The following is an 18,138-nucleotide window of genomic DNA, read 5'->3' as shown; positions in this document are numbered from 1 at the left end:
TTATTTCCCTTTACGTACAACAGGATTGGAGAGGGTGCCGATGCCGTCGACGGTCACGGTGACGGTGTCGCCGTCTTCGATCGGGCCGACGCCCTCGGGGGTTCCGGTGAGGATGATGTCGCCGGGCAGCAGCGTCATGACCGCCGAAACCCATTCGACGATGGCACCGACGTCGTGCAGCAGTAGCGCGGTATTGCTGTCCTGACGCTTCTCGCCATTGACCTCGGTGCGGATGTCCAGATCGGCCGGGTCCACGGCGGTCTCGATCCATGGGCCGACGGGGCAAAAGGTGTCATGTCCCTTCGCCCGCATCCACTGGCCGTCCTTCTTCTGCTGATCACGTGCGGACACGTCGTTCGCGATGGTGTAGCCGAGGATGAAGTCTTTGGCCTTGGCCGCCGGGACGTCCTTGCACGGGCGCTCGATGACGACCGCCAGCTCGCCCTCGTGGTGCACCGGGTTGGCATCGGCGGGCAACTGGATCGGGATGTTCGGCCCGATGATCGCGGTGTTGGGCTTGAGGAAGATCACCGGATCCTCGGGCGGTTCGCTCCCCATCTCGCGGGCGTGCGCGGCGTAGTTCTTGCCCATGCAGACCACCTTGCTGGCCAGGATCGGCGCCAGCAGCCGGACGTCGGCCAGCGGCCACGAGCGTCCGGTGAAAGTGGGGTTGCGGGACAGGTACTGCTCGGCGATTTCTTTGCAGACCGCATCGGAGTTCGGGTCGCCCTCGATCACCACAAAAGCGACACCGTCTGGACTGGCAATTCGACCTAGACGCATCCGCCCAGCCTAGTGAGGGCCGCTGGTCAGCCCGCGAACTGGGCTTGAAGGAACGGGGTGGAGTCCGCCATCGAGGTCAGCACCGCGCTGGAATGGTCGTCCTCGGGATAGACCTGCAGCGTCACATGCTGGCCGTTGGCCTTGAGCCGGTCGGCGAACTTCAGCGTCGACGACGGCGGCACGTCGCGGTCCTTGAGGCCGACGCCCAGGAAGATCGGCCGGTCGTAGTCCGCGACCGGGGTGCCCATGAAGTCGGCCAGCGCGCCGCGCATGCCGGGTAACGACGCGAGCGGCGCGGCGAAGAACTGTTGTGGAGTCAAGCCATCGAGCGACGCGCTGAGCGGTGCGGTGCACAACGTCTCGGCTTTGTCAGCCGCGGCCAGCCCCGCCGGCGTGAGCACACTGTTGACGGCGAGGTCGGGTCGCGCTTCACGGAAACCGGCCAGAATGTAGGCGGTGTAGGCCGACGCTATGGGTCCCAAGCCGGGTGGCAGCACCATGTCGGGACCGGCGGCGATGACCACGTCGTCGATATTGGCCGGTGTCCCGGTGGCGACTACTCCGCGGTAGTCCAGGCCTGTCCCCCGGCTGAATTCCGTCGCCCACCGGGCACTCGCCACTGCGGCGGCACCGCCCTGGGACTGGCCGACCAATGCCCACTTCGGCGACAGCGGCACGTCCAGGTGGTGCGCGGCGATCACCGAATCGATGATGGCGTGTGCGGTGGCGACGCTGTTGAGGTAACTCATCAGGCCCGGCGTGCCGAGGCCGGTGTAGTCGGATCCGACGACGGCGTATCCCTGCTCGAGCCAGTGGGACAGATACTCGTTGTCACGTTGACTGCGAGGCTGCGCGGAGGGCGTGCAGTCATCACCGAGGCCGACGGTGCCGTGCGCCCAGGCGAGGACGGGCCATCCGCCCTGTGGCACCGACCCCTTGGGGACGAACACCACTGCGGTGCTCACCGCGGACGAATCGTGTTGGTCGGTGGTCGAATACAGGATTCGGTAGGCGTGAGCCGCCGCGGTGACCGACAACAGCGGATCCAGTGGGACCGCCCTGATGAGCTCCCCCGACCGCGGCACCGGGGCTGTGAATGCCCGAGTATCCAAGCCTGACCAGTTCGGCGCGGCCGCCGATGCCCTTGGTGCCGGTGCCGCCACCAGGATCAAGCCGGCAGTGAGGGCCGCCGTCGCCCGGGAAAGGTTCGCCCGCAAAGCCATGCGCCCAACTCTAGCCGTCTTATATAGTGAGATATTCATTCATATTTTGAGAAGTCCGGTGGCACCATGGGCCTATGGCCACTTCCGTCTCCGCCGTCCGCCGCTGGTCGATGCTGGCGATCGCCCTCGGCTCGACGATGTGCGCCAACGTCTTCATCAACGGGGCCGCCTTCCTGATCCCGACGCTCCACGGGGAGCGCGGTCTGGATCTGTCTCGCGCCGGGCTGGTGTCGGCCATGCCGAGCTTCGGAATGGTGCTGACCCTCATCGCCTGGGGCTGGGTCGTCGATCGGGTCGGTGAGCGATTCGTGCTCACGGCCGGGGCGTTGCTGACCTCACTGGCGGCGTTCGCGGCGGCGTGGGCTTCGTCGTTGGTGGCGGTCGGTGCGTTCCTGCTGCTGGGCGGCATGGCGGCCGCCAGCTCCAATTCCGCGAGCGGCCGGCTGGTCGTCGGCTGGTTCCCGCCGGAACAGCGTGGACTGGTGATGGGCATTCGGCAGACGGCGCAACCACTGGGAGTGGGGTTGGGCGCCTTGGTGATTCCACGACTGGCCGAATCGTCGGGAGTCTCCGCCGCACTCTTGTTTCCCGCCATTGCGTGTTTGGTCGCGGCTGTGGTGACCGCCGTCGGCGTCATCGATCCGCCGCGGCCACCCCGATCATCGGCCCCCGCAACCGATCTGGCCAACCCGTATCGCGGGTCCTCGGCGCTGGCCCGCATCCACGCGGTGTCGGTGCTACTGGTCGTGCCGCAGTGCCTGGTGTGGACTTTCTCACTGGTGTGGCTGATGACCGCACACGGCTGGTCGGCCGGGGCTGCCGGCACGATGGTGACGGTTGCCCAATTGTGCGGCGCTGCAGGGCGAATCGGCGCCGGGCGGTGGTCGGATCTGGCGGGTTCGCGGCTACATCCGGTCCGGGTGATTGCCGTCTTGGCGGGTGTCACCATGGGGCTGCTCGCTGTGTGCGATTACCTGCACTGGCCCGTGGCGGTATTCGTCATGGTGGTGGCATCCGTTGTCACGGTCACCGATAACGGCTTGTCCTTCACCGCAATTGCCGAAATCGCCGGGCCATTTTGGAGCGGACGCGCATTGGGTGTGCAGAACACCACACAATTGCTGACGGCGGGCATCGTACCGCCGGCATTCGGTGCGCTGATCGGAGCCTTCGGCTTCCCCGCCGCGTTCGCGGTGTGCGCACTATTCCCGGTGCTGGCCGTGCCACTGGTCCCGGTGGCCGCAGATCCCTTGCGCACCAACTTTGTTGACGAGGACGAGCGGTCAGGGGTGTAACTCGGATACAAGTCGACTGCCGAACCTGCTACGCAGGCGGGCACATGGGGCCGACACACTTGCTGGATCCCCGCTGCGGCTCGGGTGCCTGACGGGGCGCAGGTGGCGGCGGGGGCGCTTCATGTACCGGTGGCGGCGGGGCCGCCTCGTGCACCGGTGATGGCGGCGGAGCCTCGTGGACCGGCGGCGGTGCCTGTCGCACCGGAGCCTGCTCCTGCGGCGCCGGGGCTTGACGTACGGGCGCCTGGCGAACCGGAGCAGGTGGAGCCATGGCCTCAGGCGCCGGCCCTTCGGGCACCGGCGCATGTTTCATCGGTGGCCCGGCCGCGGGCTGCCGCCGAAGTGACTCCTGCGGAATCGGATTCGCCGCCCCTTGCGGCAGCGGTGCCGCGCTGGGCGGCGCGAGATCCGGTACGGAAGGAGTCGCGGCCTTCGGCTCGGCCGGCGGCACCACGACGGGCTTCGGCACGGCAACCGGGCTCGGCGAACCGTCCTTGGGCACAACAGCCGTGGCTCCAGGAACGTTGCTCAGGTCAGTGCCGGCTGTGCGACCACTCGGCGCAGTCTGCGGCTTGCCTTGCGGTGCCGGCATGGGTACCGGCGCGAGCTCGGGTGCGGCGAATCCGGCCGGCACCTTCGACGGCGGCGCACTGGGGGCGACCGCCGTCAACGCCGGCGGCGCAGCAGGTGTTCGGTAGTTGTCCACGCGCGCACCAATGCCCGGAACCGGCGTCGCGGGCGTCACCGCGGCAACCTTGGCCGCGGTCGCATCGAGGTCTTTGGCGACGTCGCGGGCAGGCTTTCGCGCCAGGTCCGTCATCAGCGACCCGGAGGCAGCCGTCGCCTTGTCAGTCGAGATGAACTGAGCCAGCGAGACATTCAGCTTCACGACCGGAGACGAGGCATGCGTTGTCACATCAGTGATCGAATGTGCGGCAGTCACGGCGGTGGCCGGCGGTGCCCAGTCACGGCTGCGCGGATCGTGCCAGTCCCGGCTCATGTTCCAGTTCTGGTACTGGTTCGGGTTGAAGCCGTGGGCATGATCCCACTGTGTGCGTTCGTACACCGGATCGTCGTTCCGGAACTTCCACTGGTAGTACTGCTCGTACGGGTGGTGGTTGTCGTACCAGGCCTGATTGCGCAGGTCGTCGGGATGGTCGCGCCGCTGGCCCCATTCGTTGCGGCCGCCTCGATCCCAACCGTCGCGGTCATAGCCGGACCAGTTGTAGCCGCCCCAGTTGTAGCCCCAGCGGTCATATCCCCACCGGTCGTAGCCCCAGCGGTCATATCCCCACCGGTCGAACCCGACGACGTCGTAGCCGTACTGGTTGTAGCCGCCGAGGTCGTAGTTGTACCAGTCACCGGCGTTGTAGCCGTAGAGCTGGCCCCAGGACGGGTCGTAGTAGCCGAGGTCTTGGAGGTTCGGCGTCAACGGCGGATTCACCGGCTGCGACCAGTCCGCGGCAGGCGCGTCGGGCACGTCTGGCGGCGGCGGGACGAAGGTGTCCGACATCTGATCGATGGGTGCCGCGCTCCCGGCCGAGTCCTGGTATCCCCAGGTGGGTGCGGTGGCGCTCATCAGTGCCACTGCGGGTATCTGCGCGCCGCTGCCCGGGTCCGCGGCCTGCGGCTCGGCGGGTGGCGTGGGCAACGCCGGCAACTGCTGCGCCGAATCAGGGGTGTATTGCAGAAGTTGTTGCGTCAGTTGTAGGTAGAGGTTCTGCAGACTCGTCCGCTGTGGCGAGGGCGACAGGTAGTCCAGACCCTGTTTGGCTTCGTTGAGCGACGTACGAGCGGCTGTCAACTGGTCGGGCGTGGGCTGCTGTCCACTGCCCAGGATGTCCTGGGCCGCCTTCAGGTAGTTCACGACGGCCGTCAGCGCGACGTCCTGCGCGTGACCCGGGAACATCGTCTTCTCGACGCCCCAGAGCGTGCCTCCGGGTGTGGCCTCGTAGGACGCGCCCAGCACGCCCGCGACCAGTACCACCGTGACTCCGGCGGCGACGGCCGCTTTGCGCCTGCGGGTCCGCGGCAGGAATCTGTGCCACCGCGGTGCGGGCGCGGGAGGCGGTACGACGTGGATGGGTGGGGAACTGAAAGTCGTCATGTCGACCTCCTCAACTACGACCGGTGGCCGTCGTCGCGTCGCTCCCGACCCGCGCGATTTCGGATACAAGTGCCCGCTGGTCCGGCCGGCATTCAGGCCGGCCAGAACTACTAAGCACAACTAAAGGCTACGCAGCCGCGGTGCTCTCGCCAGTGTCTGAGCGGGATTCTCATCAACCCATAGCGCGTACACAGCGACGCACAGAAAGCTGTGGCGCCCAGCCACTTTCGGCGCAGCAGTCACACGCGCGCCCGATCGTGGGCATCAGTCAGCGCTGTGCGTCGACGAAGAACAGCACGAGCACCGCCACCAAGCCGAACAGCGCTGCGAAGAAGGCGCCGTACGCCGCATCGTCGAACCGTGGCCGCACCGTCGCGACCAGCACGGCCACCGCGGCGACCAGCACCGCTCCCGCCGGGGCGAAGAGCCAGTAATACGCCAGCGGCGCCAGCGACATTGCCGCCAGCCCAGCCGCGTAACCACCGAGTAGATACCGCGGATCGGTCTTCCGCTCGGTGCGTGGGTCAAGTGAGCTTTCATGCTCGAAAGACATGCGCACCCCCTTCCGCTATCGGTGAGCCCCCGCTCGCGGGAGTACCCCCGAAACCACCAGACATATCAACGAAATAACCACCGCAACAGGCAAATTCGTGCCACTGGGCCGGCTCATGTGCACGTCGTGAGCGGCTGCGCCTACCGCATCGACCGCCACCAGGCCCCAGCCGACTCCGCCAGAGACTGCGCCGGCGAGCACGCCGCGAGTCCAGTCCGTATCCGTCAAACGTCCCCCCGATCCGGTGCGCTCATGTCCCCCGTCGCCGGCACACCTGCTGCCAACCCGTACTGCAGATGCACGATGCCCGCCGGGCTGGACACCGGCGGCGCGAGCAGCGTCAGGTTGGCCGGCACGGCGCCCCCGTCGAACACCTTTTTTCCGACTCCCAGGACAACAGGATGCACCCAGAGATCCATCCGATCAAACAGTTTTTCGCGCAACAGGGTTTGTACGAAGTTCAGACTGCCGACCACTTTGACGTGCTCGTGCCGCTGCCGGAGCGCCCGCACCTCGGTCACCAGGTCCGCGCCGATTCGCGCAGAACCGGCCCACGACAGATCGGGTTTGCCCCGGGACGCCACGTACTTGGGGATGCGATTGAACATTTGGCCGAATGCGTCGTCCTGGTGCGGCCAATAGCCCGCGAAGATGTCGTACGTCCGCCGGCCGAGCAGCAGCGCGTCGGTGCCCTCGTAAGCCGCGCCGACCTGCTCCCCCGAGACGTCGTCGATCAGCGGCGCCTGCCAGCCTTCGAACGGAAATCCACCATCAGGGTCTTCACCGGGACCGCCCGGAGCCTGCCCGACGAGGTCGAGGGTGGCGAACAATGCGAGGCGAATCTGGCCCATTTCCAGCTCCTGACGAGTCGACGGTGTCTGTCGGTGAGATAGACCACCGACCGCCGCCAAACTCATCGGGGCAGTCCGGCTACTTCCCCGACAGAACCCGGTACTGCGCCGAAATCTGTTGGTCCACAGCAGTTTCATCGTCCCCGAAGACCTGAAACACGAATCTCTCGGTGCGCGCGAGACAGCTGAAGTGCCAGCCGAGGATGCGCCACGTCACGGTTGCGTCCGGGCGCGCATAGTCCTGCATGTGCTCGAAACACCGTGCGCCCGGGAATCCCGGAACCGGACCGGCCATCTGCACGTCCGGGTTCTTCATGATCTCGGCGCTGGTGAAGTCCAGCAGCTGCGCGGCCGAATCGGCGTTGGGGGCCTGATACACGCGTCCCCACCGCTGAGTCACCCATTGGACACCGGCCCGCTCGAACTGGGTGGTCATGCTCACCGGGTCGACCTCGAAGTGCAACCACGCCCGCGGCCGCCAGGTCCCGATCAGCACTCCTTGCTGACGGTCCGGAGTGGTGATCGTCTTGGACAACAACTGGTCGTCGCTCGGATCCTTGGGCAGGTCCGCGAGTTTCGCCGGCTCGGTCGGCACGAAGCCCTTGAGCAGCGATTGCTGCCTGCCGAGCAGGTTGGAAACCATCAGCTCGGCCCGCAACGATGCCCGGGTGGACTTGGTGGCCTTGGCCGTCACGAACTGGTACAGCACAAACCGTCCTTGCACGGTGTAGGCCGCAACTGCGCTGGCCCCGGCGCCGAAGTCCATGCCGACCGCCGGCACCGAAGTTGCACCGAGCGAGAGCTGAACGGGATACGTCGGGAACGGGGCGGCGATCAAAGGGCCGATCTGGGCCGTGAATTCGCCTGCCGCCGCGGCAGCTTGGGCGTCGTCGGGGAACATGAGGACGGCATTCTGGATTTCCAGATCGGCTTCCTTGCTCCCTGACGCCCGGAATGAGCCGAAACCGGCGACGAGCTTGTGCGCCCTGGCAATACCCTGCATGACATTGTCCGTGGATACGCCGAGCGTGTTGTCGACGCCGAACTCCGACGTCATGGTGCCCGTCCCGAGCGATCCCAACGTCGTCACCGACGAGTCGATTTCCCAAGGGCCGACCACGAATTCGGCCAGCCTGGTCGATTCGACGATCGACTGCGTAAGCGGGTTGGGCCCGGCGCTGAAGAACGGGGTGCTCGGCTTGATCTGGTAGTTACCGGTCCGCAGCTGACTGACGGCGGGTTCCGGGTCGCTCAGGGACCCTCCGAACCGCGCCGTGCCGGCGGTGGTCGTCGAACACGCCGTCACCACAGACCAACAGGTGGCCACCACGAGCGCCAGCTTCCGGATCCCCACGATCCAACACTAGCTGTGGCCGAGGCGTGCCAGCACGGATCGCACGCTCTCCGCCACCGCCTCGTTGAACGGCCCGGCGTCCCGCCGCAGGGTACGCGTCCGGATCAGAACTGTGAGCATGACCCGCTCATGTTTGGGGCCGATGAGCATGCCGGCGTCGTTGGTCGAGCCGTAATCGCCGCTGCCGGTCTTGTCCGCGCTGGTCCACTCCGCCGGCAGACCTGCGCGAAAGCGTCGGGTCGACGTGGTGGTCTCGGACATCCACCGCTGCAGCTGATATTGGCTCACCTCGGGCAGCGCGTCGCCGACGAGGATGGCACGGTACCCGCCGCAGAGAGCCCGCGGCGTGGTGGTGTCCCGCAGGTCGCCGGGCGCCGCGGTGTTGAGGTCCGGTTCCCAGCGATCCAGCCGCGTCTGCGAGTCCCCGATCGAACGGGCGAAATCGGTGACGGCGGACGGCCCACCGATGGTGCGCAGCATGATGTTTCCTGCTGCGTTGTCGCTCTGGGTCAGGGCCGCGGCGCAGATGTCCCGCAGCGCCATCCGCGCACCCACCGCCGGACTCAGTACCGGCGAGTTGACCACGATGTCTGCCGAGGTGATGGGCACCATGGCATCGAGATTCGCGTGACCGGCCTTGGCCATCTGCAAGATCCGGGCCGCCGCATACGCTTTGAAGGTCGAGCAGATCGCAAACCGCTCGTCGGCGCGGTGCTCGACCGTCGCCGATGATTCCAAATCCACTGCATAGACGCCGATTAACGCCTGGTAGCGATCTTCCAGATCCTCAAAGCTGGTTGGCTCTTCCGACTTGGCGGGCTGGCATCCGGCCAGTACACCTGTCGCGGCCAACCCGACGATGAAATCCCGTCGGCTCAGCTGTACCCCCACACATACCAGCCAATCATGCATCGGCACCCGACGCCAAGCGGGATTTTTGCGGATCACCCTTGGGCCGCACCAACAGGGCGGCCACCAGGAAGCACAATGCCCCGACGAACGTCCCGAAGTTGGCCAGCCACTCGTCGACCGTCACGCCGGTCTTGCGGACGAACGCCGCCAGCGCCGAGATCTCGAACGCGACACAGCCCATCATGTTGATCCAAGAGGCCTGCCAGTCAACGGATTTCGGCGACCACAGGCCGACGACCATGACCGCCAGCAGACCACTGAGCAGGAAGGCCAATGACCCGGCGGCATCGGGCGCCCACACGTAGCGGCGCTCGGCAAGGACAGCATGCGCCCACACCGCCGCACCGGTGCTCACGTTGAACAGGACGGTGCCCATGAATTGGATTGCCGCCGACCACCACTGAATCCCCGGCGCAGCCAGCATGTACTGCATCAAGGCGGCAGTGGTGAAGAACCACGACCCGATGAAGCACAGCACATTCGTCGCACCGGCTCCGGCCACCGAGGGAAACCCGGGGACCGTGGCAAGCGCGAAGAACGACGACCCGACCGCGAACAGCCAACACTGCCTGGTGAGAGTGGCGAAGCCGGTCACGGCATTACAGGTAGCTGCGGATCCGCTCGCCGGTCTCCGACGTCGCAAGCTTGGCATCGCCGCGCGTCGAAAGGTGCTCGGCCACGGCCTTGTCCACGCGGGCCGCGGCTTCGCTCTCACCGAGGTGAGTCAGCAGCAGCGCCACGCTCATGATGGCGGCGGTCGGATCGGCCAGGCCCTGGCCGGCGATGTCGGGCGCACTGCCGTGCACCGGCTCGAACATCGACGGGTTGGTGCCCGTCGCATCGATGTTGCCCGATGCCGCCAGGCCGATGCCGCCGGAGACGGCCGCCGCCAGGTCGGTGATGATGTCGCCGAACAGGTTGTCGGTGACGATCACATCAAACCGCTCAGGAGCGGTCACCATATGAATGGTCGCAGCGTCGACGTGCTGGTACGCGGTCTCGACGTCCGGGTACTCGGTGGCCACCTCGTCGACCGTGCGCTTCCACAGCGAACCGGCGTACGCCAGCACGTTGTTCTTGTGCACCAGGGTCAGGTGACGACGAGGCCTTCCCTGCGCCAATTCAAACGCATAGCGCACGACGCGCTCGACACCGAACCGCGTGTTGGTGGACACCTCGGTGGCCACCTCGTGCGGGGTGCCGACGCGGATCGCGCCGCCGGTGCCGGTGTATGGCCCCTCGGTGCCCTCGCGCACGACGACGAAGTCGATGTCCGGGTTTCCGGCCAGCGGGCTGTCGACGCCCGCGAACAGCCGCGACGGCCGCAGGTTCACGTGGTGATCCAGGGCGAACCGCATGGTCAGCAGCAGGCCGCGCTCGAGCACGCCGCTGGGCACCGAAGGATCTCCGATGGCGCCCAACAGGATTGCGTCGTGCGTCTTGAGCTCGTCGACCATACCCTCGGGCAGGGTCTCCCCGGTCTCGTGGTAGCGCTTGGCACCCACGTTGTACTCGGTGCGCTCGACACCCGGCAGCACGACGTCGAGGACCTTCAGCGCCTCACCGATGACCTCGGGGCCGATGCCGTCACCGGCGATGACGGCGAGCTTCACGACAGGTCCACCAGTTCCAGCGTGGTCGCGCCGACGGCCTCGCCGATCGCGCCGAGCACGTCGGCCGGCACCTCGCGGTCCAGGCGCAGCATGACCGTCGCTCCGGAGCCGTCGGAGTCCTGCGACATCTGGGCGGCCAGGATGTTGACGTCGGCGCCACCGAGGAGGGTGCCGATCTTGCCCAGGGCACCCGGCTGGTCACCGTAGTTGAGGATCAGGTTGACGCCCTGGGCGCGCAGATCCAGGTTGCGGCCGTTGACCTGGACGATCTTCTCGACCAGCTGCGGGCCGCTCAAGGTGCCCGACACGTTGACAACCGAGCCATCTGCCAAAACCGCGCGCACATCGACGACGCTGCGGTGGTTGGGGCTCTCGGTCTCGGTGCTGAGGTTGGCTTCGACGCCACGCTCGGCGGCCAGCGCCGGGGCGTTGACGAACGTCACCTGGTCCTCGATGACGGCCGAGAACAGCCCGCGCATCGCCGAAAGCTTCAGAATCTCAACGTCCTCCGACGCCAGCTCACCGAGGACCTGGACGTCCAGCGATGTCGGCAGCGCCGGTGCCAGGGCACCGACCAGCAGACCCAGCTTGCGCACCAGGTCGAGCCACGGCGCGACCTCTTCACCAACGGCACCGCCACCGACGTTGACGGCGTCCGGCACGAACTCGCCGGCCAGCGCCAGCTTCACGCTCGCGGCGACGTCGGTGCCGGCGCGGTCCTGCGCCTCTTCGGTGGAGGCACCCAGGTGCGGGGTGACGACGACCTGCGGCAGCTCGAACAGCGGGCTGTCGGTGCAGGGCTCGGTGGCGAACACGTCGAGGCCGGCGCCGCGCACGTGGCCGCTGGTGATCGCATCGGCCAGGGCCTGCTCGTCGATCAGGCCACCGCGGGCCGCGTTGACGATGATGACGCCGGGCTTGGTCTTGGCCAGCGCGTCCTTGTTGATCAGGCCGGCGGTTTCCTTGGTCTTGGGCAGGTGCACCGAGATGAAATCGGCGCGACCCAAAAGCTCATCGAGGCTCAGCAGCTCGATGCCCAGCTGGGCGGCACGCGCCTGCGAGACGTAGGGGTCGTAGGCGACGATGTGCGCGCCGAAGGCGGCGAGACGCTGCGCGACGAGCTGGCCGATGCGGCCCATGCCCACGACGCCGACGGTCTTGCCGAAGATTTCGGTGCCGGAGAACTTCGAGCGCTTCCAGGTGTGTTCGCGCAGGGTGGCGTCGGCGGCCGGAATCTGCCGGGCCGCGGCCAGCAGCAGCGCCAGGGCGTGTTCGGCGGCGCTGTGGATGTTGGAGGTCGGGGCGTTGACGACCAGCACGCCACGCGCGGTGGCGGCGTCGACGTCGACGTTGTCCAGGCCGACGCCGGCGCGGGCGACGATCTTGAGCTTGGGTGCCGCGGCCAGCACCTCGGCGTCCACCGTGGTGGCCGAGCGCACCAGCAGCGCGTCGGCGTCCGGGACGGCGGCCAGCAGTTCGGCGCGGTTGGGGCCGTCGACCCAACGGACCTCTACCTGGTCGCCGAGGGCGGCGACGGTCGATTCGGCGAGTTTGTCAGCGATGAGTACGACAGGAAGGCTCACGCGCACAGACTAGTGGTCGGTATGGCTGTCGCTCCAATCGCGGTTGCCTCGATCTGGGTTGTCACCACGCGTCACTACGATCGAGTGGTGGACGTCACCGTCGTCGGTAGTGGGCCCAACGGACTGGCCGCGGCCGTCATCTGCGCCCGAGCCGGACTGTCGGTCCGGGTCATCGAAGGCCAGCCGACCCCCGGCGGCGGCGCCCGAAGCGCCCCCGATCCCGAATATCCAGGCATTTTGCACGACGTCTGCTCAGCGGTGCATCCACTGGGGGTGGCGTCGCCGTTCTTCGCGGAATTCGACCTGGCCGCCCGCGGCGTCCAGATGGTGACGCCCGAGATCTCGTACGCCAATCCCCTGCCTTCCGGGGCGAGCGAAGCGACGGAAAAGGCCTCCGGCTGCGCAGCCATCGCATACCGCTCGCTGGATCGCACCTGCGCGGAGCTGGAATACGGCTCGTCCTGGCGGCGACTGCTCGGCCCACTGGTCGAACACGTCGATGGCGTCCTCGGCTTCTTCCTCGGCGACAAGCGTTCCCTGCCGCCGGACCTGCCGAGCACCGTCCGTGCCGGCCTCCGGGTGCTGGTTCAGGGCAGCCCGGCGTGGAGTCTTCTGCGTGGTGACGACGCGCAGGCCCTGTTCACCGGCGTCGGCACCCACGCCATCCATCCCATCCCGTCGCCCGTCAACAGCGGCGCGGGCATCATGCTCAGCACCGTCGCGCACACCGCGGGCTGGCCCGTCCCGATCGGCGGCACACAGACCATCACCGATGCGTTGATCGCCGATCTGCGGGCGCATGGTGGCGAGCTGATCACCGGTTTTCCCGTGACGAGTCCACCGGACGGCGTGGTCGTCTACGACACCTCGCCGACGGCCCTGCTCGACATCTACGGGTCCGCGGTACCGGACCGCTATGCAAACGCGTTGCGGCGCTACAAATTCGGCCCCGGCGTCTGCAAGATCGACTTCGTGCTGTCGGGCGACATCCCCTGGCGTGATCCGCGGATGGCATTGTCGCCGACGGTCCACCTGGGCGGCACCCGAGCCCAGATGGCGCACGCCGAACGCGAGATCTGGCAGGGCCGCCATGCCCACCACCCCATGACGCTCGCCTCGCTCCCCCACCTGGCCGACCCGACCCGCTTGGACACGCAGGGCCGGCGGCCGCTCTGGACGTACTGCCACGTGCCCGCGGGTTCGACCGTCGATCAGACCGAGACCGTCATGGCATTGTTCGAGGACGCCGCGCCCGGTTTCCGTGATCTGGTGGTGGCGGCCCGCGCGGTGCCGGCCGCCGAAATGTCGCGCTACAACGCAAATTACGTCGGCGGCGACATCATCGTCGGCGGCGCGACGCTCAAGGCCGCGATGATCGGTCCGACGCTGCGGGCCAACCCGTGGACCACGCCGATCCCCAAGGCCTACCTCTGTTCGTCGGCCACCCCGCCGGGCACCGGCGTGCACGGCATGGCCGGTCTCTACGCCGCCCGGACCGTGCTCCGTCGTGAATTCGGAGTGAAGACGCTGCCGTCGCTGGCGCCATAGTGTTGGCTTGGCGCATGGCCAAGCTTTCTGTGATCTATTACTCGGCGACCGGGCACGGCACTTCCCTGGCACAGCGGGTCGCGAGTACCGCCGAATCGTTGGGCGCCGAGGTGCGGCTGCGGCCCGTAGCCGAGACCGCAGCCCCTGAATCGTTCGCCCACAACGCGGCCTGGACCGCGAATTACGAAGCGACCAAGAATCTTCCGGCCGCCACGGGTGACGACATCGTCTGGGCCGACGCGGTGATCTTCGGCTCGCCGACCCGATTCGGCTCGGTTGCGTCGCAGTTGCGGGGGTTCCTGGACTCGCTCGGCGGACTCTGGTCGCAGGGCGCACTGGCGGACAAGGTCTACGCCGGGTTCACCTCGACCAACACCGCGCATGGCGGGCAGGAGACCACGCTGCTGTCGCTGTACATCACGCTGATGCACTGGGGCGGCATCATCGTCCCACCCGGCTACACCGACCCACTCAAGTTCGCCGACGGCAATCCGTACGGCGTGAGCCTGCTGGCCAACCACGACAACATCCGCCAGTTCGACGACAACACCTATGCGGCGCTGGATCACCTGGCCCGACGCGTGGTCTCGGTGGCGGACCGGTTGGGCGAATAGCCGCCGCGTTGCCCTGAAACGCCGAAAGGCCAGTTACTGCACGCTTTTTCGTGAATCGCGTGCGGCAACTGGCCAGTCGGCGTTGGGAACTGGAGACTAGGCGGTCTCGGTGATCGGCCGGTCGACCCAGCTCATCAGGTCACGCAGCTTCTTGCCGGTGACCTCGATCGGGTGCTCGGCGTTGGCCTTGCGCAGACCCTCGAGCTCCTTGTTGCCGCCCTCGACGTTGGCGACCAGGCGCTTGACGAAGGTGCCGTCCTGGATGTCCTTCAGGATGGCGCGCATGCGCTCCTTGGTGTCGGCGTCGATGACGCGCGGGCCGGACAGGTAGCCACCGAACTCCGCGGTGTCGGACACCGAGTAGTTCATGCGGGCGATGCCACCCTCGTACATCAGGTCGACGATCAGCTTGAGCTCGTGCAGCACCTCGAAGTAGGCCATCTCCGGTGCGTAGCCGGCCTCGACCATGACCTCGAAACCGGTCTTGACCAGTTCCTCGGTACCACCACAGAGGACGGCCTGCTCACCGAACAGGTCGGTCTCGGTCTCTTCCTTGAAGGTGGTCTTGATGACGCCGGCGCGGGTGCCGCCGATGCCCTTGGCGTAGGACAGCGCCAGCGCCTGGCCCTCGCCCTTGGGGTCCTGGTCGATGGCAATCAGGGCCGGGACGCCCTTGCCGTCGACGAACTGACGACGCACCAGGTGGCCGGGGCCCTTGGGGGCGACCATGCCGATGGTGACGTTGGCCGGGGGCTTGATCAGGCCGAAGTGGATGTTGAGGCCGTGGCCGAAGAACAGCGCGTCGCCGTCCTTGAGGTTGGGCTCGATGTCGTTCGTGAAGATCTCGGCCTGCGCGGTGTCGGGCGCCAGCAGCATGATGACGTCGGCCCAGGCGGCGACGTTGGCCGGGGTGTCGACCTCGAGGCCCTGCTCGGTGACCTTCTCGCGGGACTTCGAGCCCTCCTTCAGACCGACCTTGACCTGCACACCCGAGTCGCGCAGCGAAAGCGAATGCGCGTGACCCTGGCTGCCGTAGCCGATGACGCCGACCTTGCGACCCTGGATGATCGACAGGTCCGCATCGTCGTCGTAGAACATCTCAACTGCCACTTGCTTTTCCTTACCCTTGTTTCTGTTGTTGAAGCTGTGTTGTTCGAAGTCTTGCTCGGGGTCCAGCTCGGTTACTTGACCGCGCCGATGCCGCGCGGGCCGCGCGCCAACGAGACCACACCGGACTGCACCAGCTCGCGAATACCATACGGCTCCAGCACTCGCAGCAGTGCTTCGAGCTTCTCCTGGGTGCCGGTGGCCTCGACTGTCAGCGATTCGGTCGACACGTCGACGACCTTCGCCCGGAACAGGTTGACCGCCTCGATCACCTGACCACGGGTGGTGGCGTCGGCGCGCACCTTGATCAGCGCCAGCTCGCGGGAGACGGAGTTGTCCGGCTCTTGCTCGACGATCTTGATGACGTTGATCAGCTTGTTGAGCTGCTTGGTGATCTGCTCGAGCGGCAGGTCCTCGACCGAGACCACGATGGTCATGCGGGACATGTTCTTCTGCTCGGTGGCGCCGACCGCCAGCGACTGGATGTTGAAGCCGCGCCGGGAAAACAGCGCCGCCACGCGGGCGAGCACACCCGGGGTGTCCTCGACCAGGACCGACAATGTGTGGGTAGTGGTCATGGGCGCTTACACCTGATCCTCGTTGTCGAACAGCGGCCGGATATCGCGCGCCGCCATGATCTCGTCATTGCTGGTGCCGGCGGCGACCATCGGCCACACCTGGGCGTCGGCCCCGACGATGAAGTCGATGACGACGGGGCGGTCGTTGATCTCGCGGGCCTGCCGGATGACGTCCTCGACGTCCTCGGCACGCTCACAGCGCAGACCGACGCAACCCAGCGCCTCGGCCAGCATCACGAAGTCCGGGATGCGGTGCGAGTGGGTGGAGAGATTGGTCTGGCTGTAACGCTCCTCGTAGAACAGCGTCTGCCACTGCCGCACCATGCCCAGGTTGCCGTTGTTGATCAGCGCAACCTTGATCGGCGCCCCTTCGAGGGCACAGGTGGCCAGCTCCTGGTTGGTCATCTGGAAGCAGCCGTCACCGTCGATGGCCCACACCTCGGCCTCCGGGCGGGCGAACTTGGCGCCCATCGCGGCGGGGATGGAGAAGCCCATGGTGCCCAGACCGCCCGAGTTCAGCCAGGTCTTCGGGTTCTCGTACTTGATGAACTGCGCGGCCCACATCTGGTGCTGGCCGACGCCCGCGACGTACAGCGCGTCCGGTCCGGCGATCTGCCCCAGCTTCTCGATGACGAACTCCGGCGAGAGGCTGCCGTCGCTCTGCGGGCCGTAGCTCAGCGGGTACGTCTCCTTGATGCCGCCCAGGTAGGTCCACCAGTCGGCCAGGTCCAGCGTGTCGGCGGAGACGCCGTCGCGGCGCAGCGCCTCGAGCAGGTCGACGATGACGTTCTTGATGTCACCGACGATCGGCACGTCGGCATGCCGGTTCTTGCCGATCTCGGCGGGGTCGATGTCGGCGTGGATGACCTTGGCATCGGGCGCGAACGACGACAGCTGGCCGGTGACCCGGTCGTCGAAGCGGGTGCCGAGGGCGATCAGCAGGTCGCTCTTCTGCAGTGCGGCCACCGCGGACACCGTGCCGTGCATGCCCGGCATACCCATGTGCTGCGGGTGGCTGTCGGGGAACGCACCGCGCGCCATCAGGGTGGTGACGACGGGGATGCCGGTCAGTTCGGCGAGCTCCAGCAGCTCAGCTGACGCCTCACCGCGGATGACACCACCACCGACGTACAGCACGGGCTTGTGCGACGCGGCGATCAGCTTGGCGGCCTCGCGGACCTGTCGGCTGTGCGGCTTGGTGTTCGGCTTGTAGCCCGGCAGGTCGATGACCGGCGGCCAGCTGAAGGTGCACTGCGCCTGCAGCACGTCCTTCGGGATGTCGACGAGGACGGCGCCGGGACGGCCGGAGGCCGCGATATGGAACGCCTCGGCGATCACCTTGGCGATGTCGTCGCCACTGCGGACCAGGAAATTGTGCTTCGTGATCGGCATGGTGATGCCGGAGATGTCGGCTTCCTGGAACGCGTCGGTGCCGATCAGCCCGCGGCCGACCTGGCCGGTGATCGCGACCACCGGGATCGAGTCCATCTGCGCGTCGGCCAGCGGCGTGACCAGGTTGGTGGCACCCGGACCCGAGGTGGCCATCATCACGCCGACCTTGCCGGTGGCGTGCGCGTAGCCCGACGCGGCGTGGCCCGCACCCTGCTCGTGCCGGACCAGGACGTGGCGGACCTTCTTCGAGTCGTACAGCGGGTCGTAGACCGGCAGCACGGCACCGCCGGGGATGCCGAAGATGGTGTCGACGTCGAGTTCCTCGAGCGACCGGACGACCGCCTGTGCACCGGTCATCTGCTGCGGGGCAACGGCTTTGGAAGAACCGTTCACCGCACCGCTGAGGCCACCGGGGCCGTTGGGCTGCTGCGTCGACTCTGGCGGTCGCGTGGTGGGTGCGCTCACTCTTGTCCTCTTGATCGTGTTGCGGTTTTGGCGTTCTCGGGCAAACAAAAAACCCCCGTCAGCGTGGGTGGCTGTACGAGGGTTGCGCGTCGATGCTTGTAGTCGGCTTACTCAGCCTGGTCACGCACCAACGCGCCCAGTTACTACAAGCAATCCCGAG

The 18,138-nt window shown here is 67.1% G+C and carries 16 protein-coding genes; 3 read left to right on the top strand and 13 right to left on the bottom strand.

The features are described 5' to 3' along the window. Positions 1 to 783 (bottom strand): fumarylacetoacetate hydrolase family protein, encoded by a 783-nt coding sequence (locus tag AC3WTE_RS01080; protein ID WP_492434926.1) that lies wholly within the window; start codon positions 781 to 783, stop codon positions 1 to 3. Between the two features lie 26 nt (positions 784 to 809). Next, positions 810 to 2,006 carry an alpha/beta hydrolase family protein gene (locus AC3WTE_RS01075; RefSeq protein ID WP_492434924.1) on the bottom strand — a complete coding sequence of 399 codons (1,197 nt, stop codon included), beginning with the start codon at positions 2,004 to 2,006 and terminating at the stop codon, positions 810 to 812. 74 nt (positions 2,007 to 2,080) lie between these two features. Here AC3WTE_RS01075 and AC3WTE_RS01070 point away from each other — a divergent pair, with 74 nt between their 5' ends. After that, complete coding sequence (locus AC3WTE_RS01070) at positions 2,081 to 3,301, top strand: MFS transporter (protein ID WP_492434923.1); 1,221 nt, start codon at positions 2,081 to 2,083, stop codon at positions 3,299 to 3,301. A gap of 28 nt (positions 3,302 to 3,329) precedes the next feature. Here the strand turns inward: AC3WTE_RS01070 and AC3WTE_RS01065 are convergent, their stop codons facing one another. The 8 genes from AC3WTE_RS01065 to serA form a co-directional block, all read right to left on the bottom strand. Then, entirely contained in the window at positions 3,330 to 5,408 is a 2,079-nt protein-coding gene (locus tag AC3WTE_RS01065; RefSeq protein WP_492434922.1) for a hypothetical protein, read from the bottom strand. 268 nt (positions 5,409 to 5,676) lie between these two features. Then, positions 5,677 to 5,961: a hypothetical protein gene (locus AC3WTE_RS01060; protein ID WP_492434920.1), complete on the bottom strand. Its 285-nt coding sequence runs from the start codon at positions 5,959 to 5,961 to the stop codon at positions 5,677 to 5,679. Positions 5,962 to 6,185: 224 nt separating this feature from the next. Further along, the gene (locus tag AC3WTE_RS01055) at positions 6,186 to 6,812 is read right to left on the bottom strand and encodes a dihydrofolate reductase family protein (protein WP_492434919.1); all 627 of its coding nucleotides are present in this window, start codon (positions 6,810 to 6,812) and stop codon (positions 6,186 to 6,188) included. Positions 6,813 to 6,891: 79 nt separating this feature from the next. Further along, a complete protein-coding gene (locus AC3WTE_RS01050; protein WP_492434917.1) occupies positions 6,892 to 8,166 on the bottom strand; it encodes a DUF7373 family lipoprotein in 1,275 nt (424 codons plus the stop codon). Between the two features lie 9 nt (positions 8,167 to 8,175). After that, positions 8,176 to 9,078, bottom strand: coding sequence for a class A beta-lactamase (gene bla / locus AC3WTE_RS01045; RefSeq protein WP_492434916.1), 903 nt, complete (start codon positions 9,076 to 9,078; stop codon positions 8,176 to 8,178). Next, on the bottom strand, positions 9,071 to 9,673 hold the full coding sequence (locus AC3WTE_RS01040; RefSeq protein ID WP_492434915.1) for a hypothetical protein: 603 nt from the start codon (positions 9,671 to 9,673) through the stop codon (positions 9,071 to 9,073). The genes bla and AC3WTE_RS01040 overlap by 8 nt, the downstream gene beginning before the upstream one ends. 4 nt (positions 9,674 to 9,677) lie before the next feature. Then, a complete protein-coding gene (locus AC3WTE_RS01035) occupies positions 9,678 to 10,691 on the bottom strand; it encodes a 3-isopropylmalate dehydrogenase (RefSeq protein WP_492434914.1) in 1,014 nt (337 codons plus the stop codon). After that, complete coding sequence (gene serA, locus AC3WTE_RS01030) at positions 10,688 to 12,274, bottom strand: phosphoglycerate dehydrogenase (RefSeq protein ID WP_492434913.1); 1,587 nt, start codon at positions 12,272 to 12,274, stop codon at positions 10,688 to 10,690. The genes AC3WTE_RS01035 and serA overlap by 4 nt, the downstream gene beginning before the upstream one ends. 87 nt (positions 12,275 to 12,361) lie before the next feature. On the opposite strand from serA, the gene AC3WTE_RS01025 reads away from it, so the two are divergent. Both AC3WTE_RS01025 and wrbA read left to right on the top strand, forming a co-directional pair. Next, on the top strand, positions 12,362 to 13,822 hold the full coding sequence (locus AC3WTE_RS01025) for a phytoene desaturase family protein (protein WP_492434912.1): 1,461 nt from the start codon (positions 12,362 to 12,364) through the stop codon (positions 13,820 to 13,822). A gap of 14 nt (positions 13,823 to 13,836) precedes the next feature. Further along, a complete protein-coding gene (gene wrbA, locus AC3WTE_RS01020; protein ID WP_492434911.1) occupies positions 13,837 to 14,436 on the top strand; it encodes an NAD(P)H:quinone oxidoreductase in 600 nt (199 codons plus the stop codon). A gap of 96 nt (positions 14,437 to 14,532) precedes the next feature. Here wrbA and ilvC read toward each other — a convergent pair whose 3' ends face one another. The 3 genes from ilvC to AC3WTE_RS01005 form a co-directional block, all read right to left on the bottom strand. Next, positions 14,533 to 15,534: a ketol-acid reductoisomerase gene (gene ilvC / locus AC3WTE_RS01015; protein WP_171024507.1), complete on the bottom strand. Its 1,002-nt coding sequence runs from the start codon at positions 15,532 to 15,534 to the stop codon at positions 14,533 to 14,535. Positions 15,535 to 15,617: 83 nt separating this feature from the next. Then, entirely contained in the window at positions 15,618 to 16,121 is a 504-nt protein-coding gene (ilvN, locus tag AC3WTE_RS01010) for an acetolactate synthase small subunit (protein WP_459369536.1), read from the bottom strand. A 6-nt stretch (positions 16,122 to 16,127) separates the two neighbouring features. Further along, positions 16,128 to 17,906: an acetolactate synthase large subunit gene (locus AC3WTE_RS01005; RefSeq protein WP_492435459.1), complete on the bottom strand. Its 1,779-nt coding sequence runs from the start codon at positions 17,904 to 17,906 to the stop codon at positions 16,128 to 16,130. Positions 17,907 to 18,138: the final 232 nt, after the last annotated feature.

It is taken from the genome of Mycobacterium sp. FW102-FHT13B02, from assembly GCF_058790275.1.
Note: the sequence above shows the minus strand (reverse complement) of the source record. Positions and strands in the feature narration are given on the sequence as shown.

Coding starts and splice junctions, on each gene's coding strand:
- wrbA (WP_492434911.1), top strand. CDS start 13,837: ATGGCCAAGCTTTCTGTGATCTATTACTCGGCGACCGGGCACGGCACT.
- ilvC (WP_171024507.1), bottom strand. CDS start 15,534: ATGTTCTACGACGACGATGCGGACCTGTCGATCATCCAGGGTCGCAAG.
- AC3WTE_RS01055 (WP_492434919.1), bottom strand. CDS start 6,812: ATGGGCCAGATTCGCCTCGCATTGTTCGCCACCCTCGACCTCGTCGGG.
- AC3WTE_RS01080 (WP_492434926.1), bottom strand. CDS start 783: ATGCGTCTAGGTCGAATTGCCAGTCCAGACGGTGTCGCTTTTGTGGTG.
- AC3WTE_RS01065 (WP_492434922.1), bottom strand. CDS start 5,408: ATGACGACTTTCAGTTCCCCACCCATCCACGTCGTACCGCCTCCCGCG.
- AC3WTE_RS01070 (WP_492434923.1), top strand. CDS start 2,081: ATGGCCACTTCCGTCTCCGCCGTCCGCCGCTGGTCGATGCTGGCGATC.
- AC3WTE_RS01060 (WP_492434920.1), bottom strand. CDS start 5,961: ATGTCTTTCGAGCATGAAAGCTCACTTGACCCACGCACCGAGCGGAAG.
- ilvN (WP_459369536.1), bottom strand. CDS start 16,121: ATGACCACTACCCACACATTGTCGGTCCTGGTCGAGGACACCCCGGGT.
- AC3WTE_RS01075 (WP_492434924.1), bottom strand. CDS start 2,006: ATGGCTTTGCGGGCGAACCTTTCCCGGGCGACGGCGGCCCTCACTGCC.
- bla (WP_492434916.1), bottom strand. CDS start 9,078: ATGCATGATTGGCTGGTATGTGTGGGGGTACAGCTGAGCCGACGGGAT.